General features: G+C 40.0%; 19 protein-coding genes. All 19 read left to right on the plus strand.

Annotation, left to right across the window (positions count from 1 at the left end; all coding sequences use genetic code 11):
* The first annotated feature begins 2 nt into the window (after window positions 1-2).
* Window positions 3-464 (plus strand): CBS domain-containing protein, encoded by a 462-nt coding sequence (locus tag C8C76_RS00720; protein ID WP_108137683.1) that lies wholly within the window; start codon window positions 3-5, stop codon window positions 462-464.
* Between the two features lie 86 nt (window positions 465-550).
* Window positions 551-1,846, plus strand: a complete 1,296-nt coding sequence (locus C8C76_RS00725) for a cation:proton antiporter (protein ID WP_108137685.1) — start codon at window positions 551-553, stop codon at window positions 1,844-1,846.
* Window positions 1,847-1,904: 58 nt separating this feature from the next.
* On the plus strand, window positions 1,905-3,188 hold the full coding sequence (locus C8C76_RS00730; protein ID WP_108137687.1) for a cation:proton antiporter: 1,284 nt from the start codon (window positions 1,905-1,907) through the stop codon (window positions 3,186-3,188).
* Window positions 3,189-3,314: 126 nt separating this feature from the next.
* Complete coding sequence (locus C8C76_RS00735; protein WP_108137689.1) at window positions 3,315-4,355, plus strand: rod shape-determining protein; 1,041 nt, start codon at window positions 3,315-3,317, stop codon at window positions 4,353-4,355.
* A 22-nt stretch (window positions 4,356-4,377) separates the two neighbouring features.
* Window positions 4,378-6,285 carry a SpoIVB peptidase S55 domain-containing protein gene (locus C8C76_RS00740; protein ID WP_258222389.1) on the plus strand — a complete coding sequence of 636 codons (1,908 nt, stop codon included), beginning with the start codon at window positions 4,378-4,380 and terminating at the stop codon, window positions 6,283-6,285.
* Between the two features lie 40 nt (window positions 6,286-6,325).
* Window positions 6,326-10,750 (plus strand): translocation/assembly module TamB domain-containing protein, encoded by a 4,425-nt coding sequence (locus C8C76_RS00745; RefSeq protein WP_108137691.1) that lies wholly within the window; start codon window positions 6,326-6,328, stop codon window positions 10,748-10,750.
* Window positions 10,751-10,761: 11 nt separating this feature from the next.
* A complete protein-coding gene (locus C8C76_RS00750; protein WP_108137693.1) occupies window positions 10,762-12,450 on the plus strand; it encodes a BamA/OMP85 family outer membrane protein in 1,689 nt (562 codons plus the stop codon).
* Between the two features lie 89 nt (window positions 12,451-12,539).
* Window positions 12,540-12,992 (plus strand): OmpH family outer membrane protein, encoded by a 453-nt coding sequence (locus C8C76_RS00755; RefSeq protein WP_108137695.1) that lies wholly within the window; start codon window positions 12,540-12,542, stop codon window positions 12,990-12,992.
* Window positions 12,993-13,050: 58 nt separating this feature from the next.
* Window positions 13,051-13,938: a hypothetical protein gene (locus C8C76_RS00760; protein ID WP_108137697.1), complete on the plus strand. Its 888-nt coding sequence runs from the start codon at window positions 13,051-13,053 to the stop codon at window positions 13,936-13,938.
* Window positions 13,939-13,956: 18 nt separating this feature from the next.
* Window positions 13,957-14,301 (plus strand): hypothetical protein, encoded by a 345-nt coding sequence (locus C8C76_RS00765; protein WP_108137699.1) that lies wholly within the window; start codon window positions 13,957-13,959, stop codon window positions 14,299-14,301.
* A 30-nt stretch (window positions 14,302-14,331) separates the two neighbouring features.
* Entirely contained in the window at window positions 14,332-15,387 is a 1,056-nt protein-coding gene (gene lpxD / locus C8C76_RS00770; protein WP_258222390.1) for a UDP-3-O-(3-hydroxymyristoyl)glucosamine N-acyltransferase, read from the plus strand.
* A gap of 60 nt (window positions 15,388-15,447) precedes the next feature.
* Window positions 15,448-16,314, plus strand: coding sequence for a UDP-3-O-acyl-N-acetylglucosamine deacetylase (lpxC, locus tag C8C76_RS00775; protein WP_258222391.1), 867 nt, complete (start codon window positions 15,448-15,450; stop codon window positions 16,312-16,314).
* A 1-nt stretch (window position 16,315) separates the two neighbouring features.
* A complete protein-coding gene (gene fabZ / locus C8C76_RS00780) occupies window positions 16,316-16,765 on the plus strand; it encodes a 3-hydroxyacyl-ACP dehydratase FabZ (protein WP_076545687.1) in 450 nt (149 codons plus the stop codon).
* A gap of 21 nt (window positions 16,766-16,786) precedes the next feature.
* Window positions 16,787-17,605 (plus strand): acyl-ACP--UDP-N-acetylglucosamine O-acyltransferase, encoded by an 819-nt coding sequence (gene lpxA, locus C8C76_RS00785; protein ID WP_108137703.1) that lies wholly within the window; start codon window positions 16,787-16,789, stop codon window positions 17,603-17,605.
* Between the two features lie 9 nt (window positions 17,606-17,614).
* Entirely contained in the window at window positions 17,615-18,451 is an 837-nt protein-coding gene (locus tag C8C76_RS00790; RefSeq protein WP_108137705.1) for an LpxI family protein, read from the plus strand.
* Window positions 18,439-19,584, plus strand: coding sequence for a lipid-A-disaccharide synthase (gene lpxB, locus C8C76_RS00795; protein ID WP_108137707.1), 1,146 nt, complete (start codon window positions 18,439-18,441; stop codon window positions 19,582-19,584). The genes C8C76_RS00790 and lpxB overlap by 13 nt, the downstream gene beginning before the upstream one ends.
* The gene (gene lptC / locus C8C76_RS00800; protein WP_108137709.1) at window positions 19,577-20,146 is read left to right on the plus strand and encodes an LPS export ABC transporter periplasmic protein LptC; all 570 of its coding nucleotides are present in this window, start codon (window positions 19,577-19,579) and stop codon (window positions 20,144-20,146) included. Before lpxB ends, lptC begins: the two co-directional genes overlap by 8 nt.
* Before the next feature lie 45 nt (window positions 20,147-20,191).
* Entirely contained in the window at window positions 20,192-20,836 is a 645-nt protein-coding gene (locus tag C8C76_RS00805; protein ID WP_108137711.1) for an LptA/OstA family protein, read from the plus strand.
* A 4-nt stretch (window positions 20,837-20,840) separates the two neighbouring features.
* Complete coding sequence (lptB, locus tag C8C76_RS00810) at window positions 20,841-21,560, plus strand: LPS export ABC transporter ATP-binding protein (protein ID WP_108137713.1); 720 nt, start codon at window positions 20,841-20,843, stop codon at window positions 21,558-21,560.
* Window positions 21,561-21,563 lie beyond the last annotated feature (3 nt).

Here is a 21,563-nt window from a genome sequence, read left to right on the forward strand (position 1 = left end):
AAATGAGTAATGTAAAAGATTATATGGTGCGGACTATGAATTCAGTGACTCCTGATGACAGTATCCGCAAGGCGATAATTTTAATGTACAGATCAGAACAGTCTGTACTGCCGGTGGTGGATCATCAGAATCTTTTTGTGGGGACAATCTACAGCAACAATATTTTAAAGAACATAATTCCTGAGAGTTTTGGCTTTTTAGACAGCAGCCACCTTTTTTATGAAGTTAACGAAGCGGTGGAGAATCTAAAATATGTTAAAGACGAAAAAGTGGAAAAATATATGGCCCGCAATCGTGATGCTGTCAAAGAAAACAGTGATATGAAAAAGATCGCGGATATTATGCTGAATAATAAGGAGTCACTGCTATTTGTAATTAATGACGAGGGTTATTTGAGAGGCTTTATTGAAAGGTCCAATCTGCTGCATTATTTATTAGATGAAGCTGAGGGAGATGGAGAATAGTTGAGTCAGTATTATATTTGACTTAATAAGCTATTTAATAATTTTTATAATTTTATAAGAAAATAGTATAAAATGAGGTGTGATTAATGAATGAATTAATTAATTTCTCTGCACATGAGGTTGAAAATTGGCTTGTTTTTAATAATATTGCTGATAAAGAGCTGTATTTAATTTCTTTTTTCCTGTTATTTGCATTTTTAGTAGTATTACTGGCAAAAAAATATAGAATACCAATTGTTGTTGGTTATGTATTTTTGGGGATTTTACTGAGTCCGGATATTATTTCTATCTTTCCCAGGATAGATCAGGAAATGTCGAATATGTATACCTTTGTCCTGGCTAATTTAGATTATGTTACAAATATTGCCCTGGCTTTTATTGCCTTTACAATTGGTAGTGAGCTGTCAATAAAAACTATAAAAAGACTGGGTAAAAGCATCTTTTCGATTGCAATTATGGAATCTGCAGCTGCTTTTTTAGTAGTTACTGCAGCAGTATATATGATTGGTCGGCCGCTTTATATGGCCCTTTTATTTGGTGCAATAGCTTCGGCAACAGCACCGGCGGCTACAGTTATGGTTCTAAAAGAATATAATGCTGAAGGGCCACTGACTTCAACAATCATGGCTGTTGTAGGGCTTGATGATGCCTTCGCCTTAATTATTTTTTCTTTGATTAGTCCGATTGCTTATTCACAGTATAAGGGGGAAGGGGCAATTAACTTCTCAGAAGTTCTGGTTCTGCCTCTGATAGAAATTTTTGGTGCTATAATTTTGGGCCTGTTATTTGGTTATGCCGCCCAATATTTACTGATCAAATTTAACGAAAAAACCCGCAAAATACTGACCATAGTTACTACAATTACTTTGAGTTCTTCTGTTTCTATTTTCTTTGGTTTTTCAGCCCTGATAGCAAATATGTCTGTTGGCTTTGCTGTGCGTAACTTTGCCAAAAAGAATCTACAGATTTCAGAAGAAATAGACACATTGACAATTCCATTATATGCAATGTTTTTTATAATTGCAGGTACAGAAATTAGATTTTCAGAGATGGGTTCCCTTAGTTTTCTGCTGATAGCATTTATTTATTTAACTGCGCGTATCATCGGTAAGGTGGGGGGATCTACCCTGGCAGCTAGAATCTCCGGGGCCCCGGAAGCTGTTAAAAAATATATTGGTTTAGGACTTTTACCACAAAGTGGTGTAGCAATTGCCCTGGCTTATTCAGTCCAGCAGCAATATGCCCAGGATCCAGAAGTAGGGCTTTTAATCTTTAATACTCTACTGCTTACAGCAGCAATGACGGAAGTTTTTGGTCCTTTATTAACTAAATATGCTGTGGTAAACGCAGGTGAATCACAAATGGATACTAATCATCACTAAAAGTATTATCGCTTTTTAATTTTATTTTAAGATTGATAGTCTATAATGAGGTGTAAGAATGGAAAATAGTTTCGAATCAGCATTTGAGCTGCATAATTTGCAGGAGTGGTTTCATGTCTATGATCTGCAGACAAAGGAGATTTATTTATTAGCCTTCTTTTTGGTGCTGGCAATGCTGGCGATAATTGTTTCTAAAAAATATAACCTGCCGATTGTTGTAGGCTATGTATTATTTGGTATAGTAATCAGTCCGGATATTTTAAACTTAATTCCCTTTTTAGAAAGTGAATTTCACAGCTGGTATGAGTTCTTGATTATCAAACTGGATTATATAACTCAAATTGCACTGGCTTTTATTGTTTTCACGATCGGGAGTGAACTCTCGCTGAGAACATTCAGGCGGCTGGGAAAGAGTATTTATCTAATAACTATTCTGGAAGCTCTGGGAGGAGCTGTTATTTCAGCGCTGGCAGTTTATCTGGTTGGAGCTCCAATTTATATGGCACTTCTTTTAGGTGCTATTGCTGCAGCTTCCGCCCCGGCCTCAACGATTATGGTTTTAAAGGAATATAATGCTGAAGGGCCTCTGAGTTCAACTCTGATGGCGGTCGTTGGTCTGGATAATACTCTGGCTTTAATACTTTTTGCGCTAATTAGTCCGGTTGCAATGATGTTTATTGGAACGGGAGAAGCGCTGTCTTTTCAGCTTTTATTGACTCCTGTTGTAGAAATTTCAGCAGCTATTTTAATTGGTCTGGTAATTGGATATTTAACCCAGCATTATATCAGTATGGTTGATGATAAAACTAAAAAGGTAGTTGCAATGTTGACTTCAGTAGTTCTCAGTTCAGCACTCAGCCTGGTTTTTGGGCTGTCATCACTGATTGCTAACCTGGCACTTGGATTTGCCATCAGAAACTTTGCTGAAAAGAATCTGGAAATTTCAGAATATCTCGATACACTGACAATTCCACTGTATGCAATGTTTTTCATCTTTGCTGGTGCTGAAATTAGATTTTCACAGATGGGATCAACGGTTTTTTTAATTACAGCTCTGGTTTTTTTGATTTCCCGAATTATTGGTAAGTACGGGGGAGCAATTTTAGCAGGTCGTTTTTCAGATGCGGCTCCAGTAGTTAAAAAATATATTGGTCTCGGTTTGTTTCCACAGGGAGGGGTTGCCATTGCTCTTGCCTTTTCTGTCCAGAAACAGTTTACCCAGATTCCGGATGCATCGCTGATGATTTTTAACATGGTGATTCTGACAGCAGCATTGACTGAGATTTTTGGTCCTTTATTCACTAAGGAAGCGGTAATTAGATCGGGAGAAGCGGAGGAATAAATGATCAATTAAAACAGCAGGAATCATTGTCTTTTTAGAGAAATTATATTGTAGAGCGAATGTGTTTTAAAGTACTGTTATGTAAATGCTTATTCAATACAGACAGTGTTATTATAAGGAAGGAGTATGCTATTGAATCTTTTGAATAAATTTAGTAAGAAAATTGCGATTGACTTAGGAACGGCTACTGTTATTATTTACGAAAGTGACAAAGGGATAGTTCTGCAGGAACCATCTTTTGTGGCTATTGACTCCAAATCAAATAAAGTGATTGCAGTTGGAGAAGAAGCAAGGAGAATGCTTGGACGGACTCCAGCTAATATTGATGTTGTCAGACCATTAAAAGATGGTGTGATAGCAAATTTTGAGGTAGCGGAGATGATGCTCAAAAGCTTTTTGAAAAAAGTTGGAGTTAAGAGCAGGTTTATTAAACCACTAATTATGGTCTGTATTCCGGTAGGTGTGACAGGAGTAGAGAGTCGGGCAGTTCTTGAGGCAGCAGTACAGGTGGGTGCCCGTAAGGCATTTTTGATCGAAGAACCGGTGGCAGCTGCGATTGGAGCCGGCCTCAGAATCGAGAAAGCAGAAGGAAATATGGTTATTGATATAGGTGGGGGAACAACAGAAATAGCAGTTCTTTCACTTGGAGGAATAGTAGTTGGTGAGTCAATTAGAGTCGGTGGTGACAAATTTGATGAAGCTCTGGTACGCTATGTTCGAGAAAATTATAACTTAGTTATTGGAGAATCTACTGCCGAAGAGATTAAAATTAACATTGGTAGTGCAGATCCTAATTATTCTGCTAAATTTGAAGTCAAAGGAAGGGATCTGATGTCAGGTCTGCCCCGCCATATAGAGTTGTCAGCAGAAGAAACCAACAAAGCATTTAAGGAACTGCTGGATAATATTGGTCAGGCTGCCAGAAGGGTTCTGGAAAAAACTCCCCCAGAATTATCAGCTGATATAGTTGAAAAGGGAATTATCCTAACAGGTGGTGGCTCACTGCTTGAAGGCCTGGATAAGTTTATCAGCAGTCAGACAGAGGTTGGTGCTTTTGTAACTGATGATCCACTGGTTTGTGTGGCAGAAGGGACAGGTCAGGCTTTAAGCGAACTGGACAAGATATCCAATGTTTTAAGCACAGGTGAGCAGGGCATGTTATCGTAAAAGTAACTGGAGAGTGATTTAATTGAAAAAAAAGACAGCTAAAATTTTATTTCATATTTTAATAGTTCTTATTCTTATCAATACCCCAGTACTTGCAGCAGAAGAGATAATGCCTTTAGATGAAGTAAAAGCTGGAATGACAGGTTATGGAAAGACTGTTTTTTCTGGCAGTGAAATAGAAAAATTTGAAATTGAAATTATTGATGTATTGGATAACCGCAGTTTAGATGAAGATTTAATTTTAATTAAATTGACGGGGGATAAGGTAGAGGAATACGGAGGTATTGCTGCCGGAATGAGCGGCAGCCCTATCTATCTTGATGACCAACTAATTGGTGCCATTGGTTACGGCTGGAATAACAGTGACCACCGCTATGGTCTGGTTACCCCAATCGAGAGAATGTTAAAACTTCTGGATAATAATGAAGTTGAAAAAAGCAGTGGTAATATTAGTGATCTTGAGTTTGAGCTGGAAGAATTTAATCCAGGGGAGAATATTATTAGGTCAGAGAGTCCGATTATGGTCAGCGGTATTAATGGGAGAGCTTTAGAGAGGCTGGAAAAAAATCTGGCTGAATTAAATCTGGATGTGGTTCCAGGTTCCGGGATTGAAGAGGCAGATAAAAGTAACGCGAGGCCGGAACCAGGAGAGGCAATCGCAGTTCAGCTGGTAAGGGGAGATATAAGTGTCGCTTCTATTGGGACTTTGACTTATGTCGACCGGGGTCAGTTTTTGGCTTTTGGTCATCCGTTTACCAACCGGGGTGAGGTTAATTATCTTTTAAGTAGAGCTAACATTAATGCAGTAATTCCCAGCACAGAGCAGCCTTTTAAACTTGGATCACCATATAACAGGCTTTTAGGTTCTGTAACTCAGGACAGAGGTGCTGGAGTTGCCGGAAGAATAGACACTTATCCCAGAATTACCCCTCTGTACATTTCCATTTCTGAAAACGGCAGACTGCTTAAAGAAGTAAGTCTGCAGATTATAAATGATGAATATTTTTTCTCTTCGCTGGCTAATAGTGCAGCTTTACAGGCGGTTGACTCCGCGCTGGACAGGATTGGACCGGGTTCAGCTGAATCGAAACTTAAAATTATGGGAAGAGGCCTGCCACAGCTGCAGGTAGAATCAAGCAATATGTATTACAGCCAGAATGATATCGGCAGTATGGCCCTTTATGATTTTTCTCAGCTTTTAGATTTGATTTTAACCAATCCTTTTGAAGAGATCAATTTAATCGATATTCGACTGGAGCTGGACTTTAATAAAAGTGACAGTGTGGCTTTGATTCAGGAAGCAAAAGTTTTAAATGATGAGATTTATCCTGGAGATGAGCTGGATGTAGAAGTGACTTTACACCGCTATCGGAATGGAACTGAGACCAAGAATCTATCACTGAAAGTGCCTGAAGATGTAGAACCAGGTATTGCGACACTTTTTGTTGATGGCGGCTACACCGGTGAGACTATGAGGCCGGATGAAACTTCAGCTCAGATGCAGAGTAGTGGCGGTTTAAACGAAGCAGAGATTTCAGGTCACAAAAGTTTTGAGTCAATGCTTGATTCATACCTGGATTCTCCTGACAATAATGATGTTATTTTACAGTTATATCCTTCTTATGCTGCGCCTATCTATCAGGAAAGCAGTGAGGAGGCTCCCAGACATGATTATGAGGAAGATGCCGCTGCAGGTGATGCAGCAGAAACTAATCCAACAGAAAAAAGCCCGGAAGGGACTGATGAATTAGAGAATCTGGATGAAGAGATCAAAGAACGTTTTTCCACTGATTATGTTCTGGAGGGGAGTCTAAATCTTGATCTGGAAATTATGGACCCGGCAAACAGGGACAGTTCAGAGGCAGGTGAAGGAAATTCTGCGGCAGTAGAAAAATCCGCAGGAGAGGTAAATAACAGAGAAAATCAGTAAAGATTAGATTTTACTGAGAGCTTTCTATGGAGGTTTTTAAATGGATAAGCAAATAAAATATCTTTTGGGGGTTTTAATCTTACTGTTTATTTCAGCCTATTTTTTGAGCCTGCTGAGTGGGCTCCCCCAATATTTTAAAGATGATATTATTGCTTTTCTGGAAGAAAGATTTAATGGTGAAATTTCTTTCAGCTCTGTCTCTTTATGGCCTCTAAATCGAATTCGACTCAAGCAGTTTGAATTTACAGCCGGTGATGGTAGTTCTTTTAAAGCTGAAGCTCTGAATTTAGACTACAGTCTTAATTTCAGAGATGATGAAATAATAGAAATTGAGTTCATTGAACTTTTGGGAGCTGAAATCAAAGTCCAGGATCAGTTTGAGCAGCTTCTTAGTTTAAGTAATAATTTAGATGATTCGCAAAATCAGAGAACTGACCTGAAAAATGCTGATTTTATAGCTGAACTTAATTTACCTGATTTTTTGTCAGATTTAAAGGTCAACATTAGAGATTCCAGTTTGAATTTGGACTCTGGAGAAATTGATCTGGAATTAACTGATCTTCAGCTCGGCCTGGCCGCAGAAGCAGGCAGTGTTTATAGCCTAAACATCACTACAGCTCTGCAGCTCAATCAACTGCAGCTGGCTGAGGGGCAGAATATAAATAATTTTAGTTTAAGTAGCCTGGACCTGCAGTTTGACCGGGATAATTCCGAGGCAGAACTCTATTTTAATGCCAGAGATTTCAGCCTGGCAGAGATAGTAGATAATGCCGCTCTTTCTGATCTTAATTATCAGGGGTTTAAGCTTGATCTGCAGAGCTTAAAAGGTCTCAGCTCAGCCAGAGGAGAGCTCAAATTTAAGGACTTTAGGCTGCAGAATTATAAAGGCCAGCTTGATCTTGAAAACTTAGAGCTTGCGAGCAGCTATAGTTCTCAAGCTGAAGCGGGAGAAAAAATAAATTTAACTGCTCCTGCCTTAAATATTAAGCTTGCAGGTCCTGAAATGAAACTTTCAATTGCTGAAAGTAGAATTTTTCTGGATCAAAATCCAGTTGATTTTAGTTTTAACTGGAATCAGACTCAGGATTATGAGCTGAAAGTGGCGGCTCAGGAATTTAACTTTGATTATAATTTTTTAAGTCCTTATTTAACTGAAGCTAATTTTGATTTTGACCTTCAGCTGGCTGCAGAGTCGAATCAGATTCAAACAGCCACCGCAGAAGTTTCAGCCTCCGAATTGAGCAGTGATTATTCTGATTTGCAGCGGGCTGAGCTTTCTTTAATGCTTGATCAAAAAGAGCTTTTTGTCAGAAAAGCAGAATTTATCATGGCAGAGGAAAATCGGCTTAATTTAAGAGGAAGCTATAATTTGGCCGAAAAAAACTATCTGTTGAGCGCTGAAGCAGAAGATTTTATTATTTCTGATGAGATACTTTCTCAGCTCAGTCAGCTAGAATACCTTAAAAATAATAATTACCTCAGTCAGATAGACAGAATAAAAGATAGAAATTTAAACTTTAGAATTGATACAGCTGGAATCTATAATGGAATCGAAGCTATTTCAGCAAATGGGGATTTTAATTTAGCTTTTAAAACAGCTGCTTCAAACTCAGATTTTGAAGTGGACAGTTCTTTCTGGTATACCGATAATAAGCTTTTTCTCAATTCTTTAAAAGTTAATTCTGATTTTGGTCGGCTGGATTTAATGGGAGAGCTGGATTTCGATACAGAATCAGTACAGCTTCGATATGCAGCCCAAAATCTGGAAGCTGATCTACTTAATGAGTTTACAGCTGATAATTCAGAACTTTTAAAGGAACTTGATTCTGATATAGATCATTTAGAGGGGTCAATTTCTAATTCTTTTAGCAGTCCATCAGCCAGCATTCATCTTAAAATGTCAGAGCTGAATTACGATAGTTACCAGCTTAAGGATTTAAACTTATCGGCAGCCTATGAAAATGATAATTTGAAAATCAATAATTTTCAGGCAGGGATTGCTCAGGCAGAAATTTCTGCTTCAGGTGAGATCAGAAAAATTTCCAGTCTGGATCAGGCGGAGCTTGAGCTTGAGCTCAACAGCCAGGATCTTTACTTTCAGGATCTAGCGGATTTTAGTTCGCAAAATATTCCTTTAAATGGTGAGGTTCAGCTGCAGGCAGAAATTAGCGGCAGTCTGGCTGATTATGATCTTGATTTGAAGTTTGCAGCCGGCAGCAGCATTCTGCAGTTAGATGGACAGGAGATCGAGTTTTCTAAATTGGAAGCTGAAATCAGCAGAACTAATGGTGATTTTATAGTTGAAAATTTAACTGCTGAGCAGCAGAATTTAAGTCTCAAGGCAGCGGGCAGCTTTAACTTTGAAGAAGGTTTTGATATTGGTTTAAGCCTCAGTGGTTTTGAAGCTGCAGATTATCTGACAAACTATCAGTATGCTGCTGATATTGAGGGCAGCCTCTCTCTGGAGGGACGGCTGAGTGGTGAGCTGGAAGCTCCGGTCTTTGATTTTCAGCTTGAATCTCAAAACTTGAGTTTTGCCGAGCTGGATCTGGAAATTGCTGATAATTCTCTCAGCTTTAGAGTTAATGAAAATAAAATTTTAATTGAGCGGTTTGATTTTACTGCTGATTCAGGCAGCTATAATTTAACCGGTCAAATATTTGATATAAATAGTAATTTAAAAAGTGATTTAAAGCTTGAATTGATCGAGGTTCCTACCAGAGAGTTAACACTTAAATTTATTGATTTTTATCCTCTGGTCTCTGAACTCATTTTTGTAGGAAATGTAGACTTTAATTCTCAGGGAACAGATTATCAGGCCGAGCTGGATCTAAGCGCCAGTTCGCAATCAACTCAGGGAAGTCTAAATTTAAAAGGAACAGTTAACGATAATCTTGCTCTCGACTTTGAGGGTTCAGATATTGAAGTTGATTTTAATTCCAGACAGTATGACTTTAATCTTAATTTAAAAAGTTTAGTTGATTTTAGTGGTACAGTAGAAGGAAGTGTTAGTTCTCCGGTTCTTAGAGTAGATCATAACCTGCGGGAACTGAGTGTCAACAATAATCTGCTGGATGAGGTCAGAGGAGAAGTCATAGTTGAGGGCAGCAGAAGGTTTTCAATCTCCGAAAGTATTAATTACCGTGGGGGAGGAAGCCTCAACCTGGATGGCAGTTATTCACTGGTTGATCAGGAACTAAATCTGAGCACAAATCTGGAGTCACTGCCGCTTGGTTTTCTGGTGTCTTTTCTGGGAGAAGGATATTCTGCTTCCGGTAGAATTAATGGTTCTTTTAGAGCCGAAGGCAGTCTGGAATCTCCAACATTAAGTGGTGAGCTTGATCTGGAAGCTGAGACACTGGAGCTTGGACTTACAGACCCAATTGAAGATCTGGATTTAAAAGTTAATCTTCAGGATAGAAGTGCGGTTATTGATAATCTAAACGGCCGTTTTGCTGAAGGTGATTTCAGGATTGAGGGAGCTTTAAATCTATCTGATCTGGAAAATGCCTGGGATTTATCACTGAGTGGTCAGAAGCTTTATTTTGAACAGGGTTCACTTGCAGGTGACTTTGACGCAGAGCTTAACTTTACCGGTCCCCTGGCTAATCCTCTACTTAAGGGAGATCTGCTCGTCTATGATTTTGTGATTGGAATCCCTTTTGAATGGCCAGAAAACGAGGTTGATCCCGATGCTTTTGTTCCGAAAATCAATCTGAACATCAGACCGGGTGAAAATGTCAGGGTTGAGGATGAAAATATGGAAATTCTGGTGGAAACAGGGAGCTTAAATCTTCAGTTTAACAATCAGCTTGAGGATCCACTGACAATGGAAGGCCGCCTGCGTAGTGAGGAAGGTACTTTTACTTATTACAATTCTCGCTTCAATCTGGTAAGTGCAGAAGCAGTCTTTACTCCGGTTGATGAGGGTGATATTCCAACTCTTAATGTTAATGCGGTGACCTATGCTGGTGGAAATGAAATCAACATCAATTTAACCGGACCTGCAGATGATATGCGGATAAATTTAACTTCTGATTCTGATCTAACAGAAGAAGAGATTTTAAATCTACTTTCTACCCGCGGCGCCCTGGGCTCTGCTATAATCGGGGGAGAGGATATAGGGATTCAAAATATTATCTGGCAGGAGCTAATGCGGGTTGTCAACTCATTTCTGCAGCGGGGAGTAATTTCTGATCTGGAGTCAGATGTTGCTACGATTTTCTCCCTTGATAGAGCAGAGATTGATGCTTTTCAGTATGGTCTGGAGAGAGAATTTGCTATTTATTTAGGGAAAAATATTACAGATAAACTTTATTTAGAGTATGCTTCCTTCTTTGATGAAGAAGGACGCCGGGGAGAAATATCTTTTCAATATAAATTGACAGAACCCACAGTTTTAAAGGGTACTTATTTTGGAGATGAGGAATATCAGATTAGTATAGAAACAGAAATTGAATTTTAGGAGGCAGAGAAATGAGAAAAGTTTTATTAACAGCATTTTTAATTTTGACTTTAACAGTTACTTTTGCCGGTTCAACTGCAGCTCAAAATATTCCAATTGATGAGATCACAAAAATTACAGTTGAAGGAAATGAGTATGTTAGTGATTTTGAAATTTTAAATGCAGTCAAAACTGAGGTTGGCGATCAGACTGACCAGGAAGCCCTGCGTTCAGATATGCAGTCGGTTTTTGATCTTGGTTATTTTTCTGATGTGAATATTGTTTTTGAAAATTTTGAGGGTGGTCTGAATGTAATTTTTGAAGTTGTAGAAAACCCTGTCTTAAGAGAAATTAAGATTTCAGGAAACGAAGATTTATATTCTGAGGCAGAAATTAAGGAAGCGCTTGGTCTCAAAGTGGAGACAGTTTTAAATGTAAAAAAGATGAATGATAATTTGAAGTCTTTTCAGGAAAAGATGCAGGATGACGGCTACATACTGGCCCGTTATAAGAATGTGAATATTTCTGAGGAAGGTGTGCTGACAGTTGAAATCAGCCCCGGATATCTTGATTCAGTAGAGATCAGTGGTAATACAAAAACTAAAGATGATGTTATCTTAAGAGAAATGCCAATAGAAGCAGGAGATATTGTTAACATAAAAAGAATTCAGCGGGGCTATCAGAATTTACACCGCCTCGAATTTTTCGAAAACATCAACCCTGAACTGCAGCGGGTAGACAGTGAGGATAATCTTGCTAAACTGGTAATTAATCTCGATGAAGCTAAGACAGGAAGGCTCAATTTTGGTGGAGGTTACAGTTCTACTGACGGCTGGCTTGGTTTTGTTGATGTTAGTGAGAAAAACCTTTTTGGTAACGGCCAGGATATTAGTGCTAAGTGGCAGTTTGGTGATACAACAACCTATTCTTTAAACTTTTATGAACCATATCTCTGGCAGAGTGATTTTTCATTCAATTTCAGCATTTATGACCGCGAAAGTGAAAGAACTAATTCTGAGGGAGCTGATTATACCAGAGAGAGCAGGGGTGGAAGTTTAACTTTTGGTCATCCACTGCCCAGAGACTGGAGAACTTCACTGAGATACAGAGTTCAGGATACAAAAGAATTCTGGAGTGATGACAGTGGAGTGATTTATGATAACAGCCTTCGCTCACTAACTCTTGGTTTCAGCAGAGATAGTTCTAATAATAGATTCCATCCCACCTCTGGCTCAATTAATAGATTTGAAATTGAGCATGCAGGAGATTTCATCGGAGGAGAAATGGACTTTACTAAATTCAACTGGGACAGCCGCCGCTACTTTTCCGGCTTTAAAAATCATGCCTGGGCAGTCCGGATGAAGCTCGGTCTGAGTGAACCCAGAACACCGCTTGAAGGAGAGGAATATGATCTTGGAGGTTCAGACAGCCTGCGCGGTTATGAGCGGAGTGATTTTGACTTTGAAGATCGGGCAAACAACAATCTTCTCTTATTCAACTTAGAATACAGAATTCCCTTTAATGAGAGTTTTACCGGGGTACTCTTTACAGATGCCGGTAATGTCTGGGAAGAAAGAGACAGTATTTCACTAAATGATTTAAACTACGGTTATGGACTTGGAGTTAGAATGAATACTCCTGTCGGCCAGCTTCGTTTGGACTACGGCTGGGATGAGGACCAGGATGGTCAGCTGCACTTCAGTATCGGAAATACATTTTAAAATACTTGAAGCAGGATAACTACTAAATATATACGTATAACAATCAATCTCGATAAAAGATAATAGATTCTACCTGGAGGAATTAGGAAATGAATTTGAGTGAGCGCAAGTTTCAACTGGCAGTTGTACTCTTACTGGCGGCCATTCTGGCTGCAGTACTTCTGCTTGGAATACTGACAGAAGATCAGGCCGTTGATAAAGTTGCCTATGTAAATCTGCAGCGGGTCTTTGAGGAACACCCGGCTCGAACAGCGGCCGAAGAAACTTTAAACCAAAAAGCTGCCGAATATCAGCAGCAGCTGGAAAATAAGGCTGAAGACCTTTCCGGTACTGAACAGAAAGAACTGCTGGCAAAATATCAAAAACAGCTGCAGAACCTGGAAGCTGAGCTTTTGAACTCCGTCACTGCAGAAGTTGAGGAATTAATTAAAATTACTGCTGAGGAGAAAAAGGTCAAATTTGTGCTGGAGTCAGAGCAGGTCCTGGCCGGGGGTTATAATCTAACTGATGATGTACTTAAGAAAATAAATGAAGAGTGGTAAGTAATTGATTTTTCAGCTTAAAGCAAATTAATACTTAAATAGAAAGGAGAAAGGCAAAATGGATAAATATGACTATCATTTTATCTCAATAAAATTTTTGACTGCTATTTTATTGGCTCTAATTTTTGCTTTTCTCCTTATTTATGTTTTTACCCCTCAAGAGCGGGAGGACTATCCGGTTTACAAGCTTGAGCGGCAGGAATTATTTTTTTCAGAGCTGAGCCAGATTTCTGCTTCTAGAACAACTGCAGCAGAGGAATCCCGACTCCAGGAAAAACTGGATTTTGAAGAGTCCCTAAGAGAGCGAAGTTTTGAGCTGATGAAGCAGAGTAAAAGCAGGATGCTGGCAGTGATCAGTGCCAATCATTTGGAAAAAATGAACGGTTTAAGGGAAGAAAAGATGCTTGCTTTAGAGGCTGAACAGAGAACTTTAAATCAGCGGGAGGAAAATCTGCTGCAGGAAAGAAGGCAGGAGCTGGAGGCTGAGCTTTCACAAAAACTTCAGCAGCTGCGGCAGGAAGTTAGAAATAAATATTCCGACTTTAATCAGCAAGAAATTCGGGCTAATTATTTGAGAATGATTAATCTCGAGCTGAAAATTGAATTTGTTGCCCGGACTGAAAGCGAAAAAGAAAAATATCGAAATGAGTTGGAAAAAGTCCGCTCAGAACAGCAGACTTTGATGGCCGAAAAAAATTCTCAGTTAAATGAAGATATTTCGACGCAAACCAGTGCTTTGATTATGGAATTCAACCAGCAGTATTCAGCTTACAGAGATCAGATCCGCAGCGAGCACCAGCAGCTGATTTCTGAGCAGAGGCAGGAAATTGAAGCTGAGCTGGCAGCAGCCAGGGAAGAAATAAAAGGTGATTTAGCTTCAGCAAGAGCAGAAAAATCTACAGAATTAGACGATTTAATCGAAAAGAGCAAAAAACTCTACTATTAATTCAGGAGGTTTATTTAGATGCATCATTATCGCAAGGCTACTGCAGTATTTATAATTGTGCTGACCTTAATGCTGCCTCTTTTTTTAGAAAAGAAAGAGGAAACGGCAGTTGTTAATTTAGATGAGGTGCTTACTGCCAGCAGACACTTACAGGAGCTCAGAAAAGAGAGTAGAGCTGAATCAGGGGAAGATGATTCTCTTCAGACAGTAGAAGCAGAAATAATGGAAATTTTGCGCCGAGAAGCAGAAAATCTGGCTGCAGAAAATAGTTACAGCAGTATTATAATTGATCAGGCAGTTTATCAGGGAGGAAAAAATGTCAGCCAGGAAATTGCTGATAAAATAGATAATAAATATAAATAATTATTTTTGTTTAAGGGGGATAAGATCAAATTGACACCAGCAAAAAGTTATAAAGTCGAAGAACTAGCAGAAATTACAGATTCCGAAATCAAAGGGGATAATGATTTAAAAATAACTAATGCACGCGGTATAGAAGAAAGTGGAGGCGGCTCGGTCACCTTTGCTGACCAAAAAGAATATTTAGAACTGGCTTTAAAATCAGAGGCGGCAGTAATTGTCAGCAGCCAGCAGATATGTAAAGAGCTGGACTCAAATTTAAAAGAGAAAAAAACCTTTCTGCTGACTGATAATCCTAGGAGAGTTTATGCTCAGATCGCTGATCTTCTAACACCGCGACCCTATGAGAGTGGAGAAATTTCTGATAAGTCTGTGCTTGCTGATACAGTTAAACTGGCAGAAAATATTTCTATTCATCCCGGGGTTGTAATTGCTGAAAATGTGGAGATTGGTAAAAATACAGTCCTGGCACCAGGAGTGATTATAGGACCGGATGTAAAAATTGGCGCAAATTGTTTGCTGCATCCAGGGGTTATTATTGAAAGAGAAACGATAATTCAGGATGAGGTTATCATTCAATCCGGTGCTGTAATTGGTTCTGACGGCTTCGGTTTTGCTACAGACGAAAACGGCCACCACAAAATTCCTCAGCAGGGTAATGTAATTATCGAATCTGAGGTCGAGATTGGGGCCAATGTCACAATTGACAGAGGCGCCAGCGGACCAACAGTTATCAGGCAGGGAAGCAAACTTGATAACCTGATTCAGATTGGTCATAATGTTGAAATCGGAGAAGAGTCACTGCTGGTAGCGCATTCTGCAGTCGCCGGAAGTACCAAACTGGGCCGCCGGGTAACTCTGGGGGGACAGGCTGGTGTTGTCGGCCACATCAAGCTGGCAGATAATACAACCGCAGCTGCCAGAGCAATGGTTACCTCACCGACAAATGAGGGAGATTTTATTTCTGGAGCTCCTGCCCAGATTCACCGGGAAGCTCTTAAGGAACAGGCCTATCTGAGGCGCCTGCCGAAATATATTGATAAAATAAAGAAATTAGAAAAGAGACTGGCGGAGCTGGAAAATAAATAATCCTTGAATTATAAAGTCAATAAATATATAATAAACTATTGAAAGGCTTTTAATGAAAGGATGACAACCTTGTATATAGAAAATGGCAAGCAGAAGACATTAAATGAAGAGATTATAATTGAAGGAATTGCCCTCCATTCAGGTAAGGATGCAGAAATCAAACTAAAACCGGCAGCTGCAGGAACCGGAATAGTTTTCTTTCGCTCTGATTTGAAACAGCAGTTGAAGCTGAAGGCAGTTCCGGAGTCAGTAGTTAATCTGGTTAGAAATACAACCATCGGCAGTAGAGAAGTTAAAGAGGCTAAAATTAGTACTATAGAACATTTGATGGCTGCAGTCTGGGGCAGTGGAATTGACAATCTAGAGATTGAGGTTTCTGGACCAGAGATTCCGGTCATAGATGGAAGTGCCTATCCTTATTATCAAAAAATAATGAATGTCGGGCTGCAGGAACAGCAGGAGCAGCGGCAAATTTATAAAGTCGAATCTCCAGTTTATGCCCGTCAGGATGATTCATATATTACTATCCTGCCCTATGATGGTTTTAAAATATCTTATACTCTCGATTATCAGCATCCTGTAATTGGAAGCAGTTATTTCGAATTTGATGCTGAAAAAATAGATTTTGCAGAAGAGATTGCCAGGGCCAGAACTTTTGGTTTTGCAGCCGAGGTGGAAAAGCTCCATGCTCAGGGGCTGGCACTGGGAGGCAGTCTGGACAATGCGGTTTTAATAGAAGAGGAAAAAACAGTTAATCCGCTCAGATTTGAGAACGAGTTTGTCAGACATAAAATTTTAGATGTTATTGGAGATATGTTTTTAAATGGTAGAATTATGGGGCATATAATAGCAGTCAAATCCGGTCACCGACTTCATGTCAGACTGGCAGAAAAGATTAGAGAAAAAATGCTTGAGGAGGAAAATTAATTTGAGTGAGATAAATGAAATTATTGATATTGGTGTAATCAGGTCAATTTTACCCCACCGTTATCCTTTATTATTAGTAGATAGAATTGAAGAAGTCCATAAAAAGGAATCAATTGTTGGGATTAAAAATGTAACAATCAACGAGGAGTTTTTCTTAGGTCACTACCCTGATCACCCAATTATGCCGGGTGTTCTGATAGTTGAGGCGATGGCCCAGGTAGCAGGAATTTTAATTTACTACAGTTTTGAAGATATGGAAGACAAGCTTCCTATTTTTACCAGTATTGATAAAGCTAAGTTTAGGACACCTGTTAAACCGGGTGACCAGTTAAGAATTAAGGTTGAAATTGTAAGACTGCGCAAAAGAGTTTCTAAAGTACGGGGAGAAGCTTATGTGGGCGATAATCTTGCTGCAGAAGCGGAAATGATGTTTACTTTTGAGGAGAAATAGATAGAGAATTCTGGAAGGGGAATGATAGTCTTGGCAGCTGAAAAAAAAGGAAAGGTGCTCCACATGAGCAATATCCATGAAACAGCAATTGTTGCTCCAGGAGCTAAAATTGGGAAAAATGTTGAAATAGGGCCCTATGCCATCATCGGTGAAAATGTTGAAATCGGTGAGGGAACAGTAATTGGACCTCATGTGGTAGTTAAGGGCTGGACTCAGATTGGTAAAAATAATGAAATATTCCACGGGGCTTCTATAGGTTTTGAGCCCCAGGATTTAAAATTTGATGGAGAAAAGAGTTATCTTTTTATTGGAGACAATAACACCATCAGAGAAAATGTAACTATTCACCGGGGGACCGCCGATGGCGGAGGGGAGACAAGAATTGGAAATGATAATTTATTAATGGCCTACTGTCATGTAGCACATGACTGTCAGCTGGGCAGCCATATTGTAATGTCCAACGCGACAAACCTAGCAGGCCATGTAGCAATCGAAGATTATGCCGTAATTGCGGGTATGGTTGGAGTCCATCAGTTTGTCCGCATTGGTAAGATGAGTATGGTTGGTGCCCATTCTAAGGTAGTTAAGGATGTACCTCCCTATATTTTAGTCGATGGTCATCCAGCAGGAGTCAACGGGATCAATGTTATTGGTTTAAGGCGCAATGGGGTCAGCCCCGAAATGCGCAGAGAAATAAAAAGAGCCTACAAAACTCTCTACCGCTCCAAGCTGAATATTGACGAGGCGATAGAAAAGATGGACCAGGAACTCGATGCTAGTGAGGAAATCGAGCACTTTCTGCGTTTTCTGCGCAATGCCAGCCGCGGAATCTGCCGGTAGGTGGCAGCAATGACTAAAAAAGCTCTAATCGCAGGCTGGGGTCAGCTGCCCCGCCTCTGGGCTGAAAAGGCTGCAGCTCAGGCTGAGGACTTTATTGTAATTAAAATTGCCGAAGAGATCACAGCTGAATTCTCTGATTTAGACTGTGCAGAATATACGGTTAATTTAACTCAGCTGGGAGAAATCCTGCAGCTTCTAAAAGAAGAAGAAATCGAAGAGGCTATCTGGCTCGGTAAGATCCAGAAGGCAAATCTTTTTAATGACTTCAATCCGGACCAGAAACTAAAGCAGCTGCTTCAACAGCTGCCGGACTTAAATGATGACACAATTCTAATGGCTCTGGCCCTGGAATTTATAAATTCTGGTGTTAAAATCCTGCCCCAGACCTATCTTTTAGAAGATCAGCTGGCAGAGCCGGGAATTCTGGCTGGTGAAGTCGATTCTGAACTAAAAAGAGATTTGATTTTTGCCTTTGAGACAGCCTATAACCTCGGCCGTTTTGATATCGGTCAGACTGCTTTAGTTAAAGATGGGGCGGTTATGGCCCTGGAAGCAATCGAAGGAACAGATGAAGCAATTAAGCGGGCAGCTAAATTTGGAGGCCCGGGAGTTGTAATGGCTAAATGCAGCAAAAAAAATCAGGATATTCGTTTTGACCTGCCCACTGTTGGTTTAAAAACTTTAGAGAATTTAATTGAGGCAGAAGCAGGAGCTTTAATAATTGAGGCAGATAAAACATTTATTTTAAACAAAGAAGAATTCTGCCGCCGGGCAGCTGCAGAAGGAATTGTAATTGCTGCTGCGGAATATAATAAAGAGGAGTTAATTCTACCTTGGCAAAAATAATGGTTTCAGCAGGCGAAGTATCTGGTGATATGCACGCCGCTGCCGTCCTAAAAAAAGTAAAAGAAAAAAATGATAGTATCCAAATTTTTGGCATGGGCTCGAGTGCTCTCCAGGAAATAGGAGCGGAGATTTTAATCGACCCCACCAAAATCAGTACTATTGGTTATATAGAAGCTTTAAAAAATTTGAAAGAGCATTTTAAACATCTCAAAGAGATGAAAAAACTCCTGCGGGAGCGAAAGCCGGACCTGGTTTTTCTGGTTGATTATTCAGCCTTTAATATGAAGCTGGCCAAAGCCTGCAGTCAGGAAGGAATTAAAGCGGTCAATTATTTTCCGCCTTCAGCCTGGGTTTACAATAAGCGCCGGGCTGATAAAATGGCTTCCTATGGAACTCACATTGCAGCAGTTTTTCCAATGGAAAGAGATGTCTACCGAGAGGCTGGAGCAGAAGTTACTTTTGTCGGTCACCCGCTGGTAGATATTGTCGAAGTTGAAAAAACAGCAGCAGAAATTAAAAAAGATTTAAATTTAGATCAGCAGAAACAGGTGATTTCACTTTTTCCGGGCAGCCGCCGGGGAGAAATCCAGTCACTGCTGCCGGAGATGCTCCGGGCAGCCTGCAGAATAAAGGCAGAAAAACCGGAGATTGAATTTCTGCTGGCAGCTGCAGAAGGAATTGAGCTCGAGTATTTAAAATCATTTACCGAAAAGGTTGAGCTTGATTTAAAGATTATTCAAAAGAAGAATTACCAGCTGATGCAGATTTCCGAATTTATAATTTCTGCTTCGGGAACCACAACTCTGGAGGCGGCGATTCTGGATACACCGCAGATTATCTGTTATCAGGCGGCTCTGACTACCTACCTGCTGGCAAAGTATGTTTTTAAGGTCGAATTTGTCGGCCTGCCCAATATCATTGCCGGCGAAGAGGTTGTACCCGAGCTGCTGCAGCAGGATTTTGAAGCAGAAAAAATTACAGAAACTGCCCTGAACTGGCTGAATGATAAAAAAGAATTGAATAAAATAAAAGAGAAGCTGCAGACCGTGCGCCACAAACTTGGTGGTGGAGGTGCAGTGGAAAAAACAGCAGACTTACTGCTTAGAGAAGGAGGGCTAAAAAATAGTGGATAGAAAAAGCATTTTTTTAGCGCTCTTTATTTTTATTATAATTATTTTTTCACTATATTTTACCCTGGAAGAAAATCCTATTGCTCCACCTGAGCCGCCAGTGGAAAATGAAGAGCTGCCGGAAGAGGAGCTGGAGGATGTAAATTTCAGTATTTTTAACAACCAGCAGCAAGAGCTGCAGTTGGAGAGTGAGCTGCTTAAAAATTTCAAAGAGGATCAGCGGATGGAATTGAGGCCACTTAAGGCAGATGTCTATTCTTTAAACAGTGATCAGCTCTTATACACCTTAAAAGGTGATTTTGCAGTCTATTACAGCAATGATCAATACCTTGAGATCAGAGGTAATGTCCTAATTGAGAGTGACCGCTATCAGATTGAAGCAGAAGAGCTCGACTATTATTTAAACCGCAATTATCTCGAAGGAAGAGGCTCGGTTAAAATTACGGGCAGCGAATTCAATTCCCGAGCAGCAAGCTTTAATTCAGATCTTGACTTAAGGAACCTAAAACTCAAGGGTGATAATGGGCAGGCTGCAGTAGATTTTGGTGAGCTGTCGGAGGACTAAAAAGACTTTCAAAAACCATTATATTTGAATGAGGAGTCATTAAAGATGCAGAAAAAAATTTTATTTTTTTTATTAATATTTATCCTGGCGCTGACAGCTAATGCAGCTGCAGTCAGGGAATTGAACGGAGATAATCTTGACCTGGAACAGACTGAAGCCGGTCAGGTATTTAAAGCCACCGGTAATGTGGAGCTGATCTATGATGAGCTCAGAATTACAGCTGAAGATGAGGGTATTTACCGCCGCTATAACGGAGAAATTGAATTTAGAAATAATGTAAAACTTTTTTACCAGGAATTTGAAGCAGAGGCTGTTGAGCTGACCGGAAACCTTGAGACTCAGGTTTTTCAGCTGATCAAAGAGGCTGAAGTCAGAGGCGAAAATTCTATGCTGCAGGCAGATCAGATCGATATTTACCGGGCCGAAGATAGAATAGAGGTTAAGGGGAATGCCTACCTGGAATATAATAATTTTTGGGCAGAAGCTGATCAGATAACTTATAATCTTAATAGTGAAATAATAACTCTGGAAGGAAATGTTCAGGGTGAGCGAAATGGAGAGTCCTTTAGCTCCCAGTCAGCAGAGGTTAATCAGCAGACTGAAGAAGTTAAGCTGCGCGGAAGGGCAACTCTCCGCTTTAGTGAAGAGGAAGCTGCTGCAGATACTAATAGTGAGACAGTGGAGGAATAATTAGATGACAATTAAAGCTCAGGGCTTAATTAAAGAATATAATAAGGAAAGAGTTGTTAACGAAGTTGATTTAAAAGTTGACCGCGGCCAGATTGTTGGTCTTTTAGGCCCCAATGGAGCCGGCAAAACCACTACTTTCTATATGATCTTAGGTTTAATCAATCCTGATGGAGGCCAGATATTTTTTGATGAGCATAATATTTCAAACCTCCCTGTTTACAAGAGAGCCAGACTGGGAATCGGTTATCTACCTCAGGAGGCCTCAATTTTCCGCAAAATGACAGTGGGGGAAAACCTGAAGGCTATTTTAGAGTACAGAGATTTAAGCAGTCCGGAGATTGAAGCAAATATTAAAGAACTGCTGCAGGAGTTTCACATTGAAGGATTGAGAAACCGCAAGGGTTTTCAGCTCTCCGGTGGTGAGCGGCGCCGGGTGGAAATCGCCAGAGCCCTGGCTGCTGATCCGGCCTTTATTCTCTTAGATGAACCTTTTGCCGGAGTTGACCCGATTGCAGTTAATGATATTCAGGAGATTATCCGCTACCTTAAAAAGCGGGGGCTGGGAGTCTTAATTACCGACCACAGTGTGCGGGAGACGCTTTCGATTACAGACCGAGCCTATATTATGCATGAGGGTAAAATTCTGCTCTCTGGAACTTCCGAAGAGATAGCAGATAATGAACAGGCACGCAAATTTTATCTGGGCGATAAATTTAAAATTTAGTGA

The organism is Halanaerobium saccharolyticum, from assembly GCF_003053565.1.
Taxonomy (GTDB): domain Bacteria; phylum Bacillota; class Halanaerobiia; order Halanaerobiales; family Halanaerobiaceae; genus Halanaerobium; species Halanaerobium saccharolyticum_B.

Coding starts and splice junctions, on each gene's coding strand:
- C8C76_RS00790 (WP_108137705.1), top strand. CDS start 17,615: ATGACTAAAAAAGCTCTAATCGCAGGCTGGGGTCAGCTGCCCCGCCTC.
- C8C76_RS00725 (WP_108137685.1), top strand. CDS start 551: ATGAATGAATTAATTAATTTCTCTGCACATGAGGTTGAAAATTGGCTT.
- C8C76_RS00805 (WP_108137711.1), top strand. CDS start 20,192: ATGCAGAAAAAAATTTTATTTTTTTTATTAATATTTATCCTGGCGCTG.
- C8C76_RS00765 (WP_108137699.1), top strand. CDS start 13,957: ATGCATCATTATCGCAAGGCTACTGCAGTATTTATAATTGTGCTGACC.
- lptB (WP_108137713.1), top strand. CDS start 20,841: ATGACAATTAAAGCTCAGGGCTTAATTAAAGAATATAATAAGGAAAGA.
- C8C76_RS00750 (WP_108137693.1), top strand. CDS start 10,762: ATGAGAAAAGTTTTATTAACAGCATTTTTAATTTTGACTTTAACAGTT.
- C8C76_RS00745 (WP_108137691.1), top strand. CDS start 6,326: ATGGATAAGCAAATAAAATATCTTTTGGGGGTTTTAATCTTACTGTTT.
- C8C76_RS00760 (WP_108137697.1), top strand. CDS start 13,051: ATGGATAAATATGACTATCATTTTATCTCAATAAAATTTTTGACTGCT.
- C8C76_RS00735 (WP_108137689.1), top strand. CDS start 3,315: ATGCTATTGAATCTTTTGAATAAATTTAGTAAGAAAATTGCGATTGAC.
- C8C76_RS00720 (WP_108137683.1), top strand. CDS start 3: ATGAGTAATGTAAAAGATTATATGGTGCGGACTATGAATTCAGTGACT.
- lpxA (WP_108137703.1), top strand. CDS start 16,787: ATGATAGTCTTGGCAGCTGAAAAAAAAGGAAAGGTGCTCCACATGAGC.
- lpxC (WP_258222391.1), top strand. CDS start 15,448: ATGACAACCTTGTATATAGAAAATGGCAAGCAGAAGACATTAAATGAA.
- C8C76_RS00755 (WP_108137695.1), top strand. CDS start 12,540: ATGAATTTGAGTGAGCGCAAGTTTCAACTGGCAGTTGTACTCTTACTG.
- C8C76_RS00730 (WP_108137687.1), top strand. CDS start 1,905: ATGGAAAATAGTTTCGAATCAGCATTTGAGCTGCATAATTTGCAGGAG.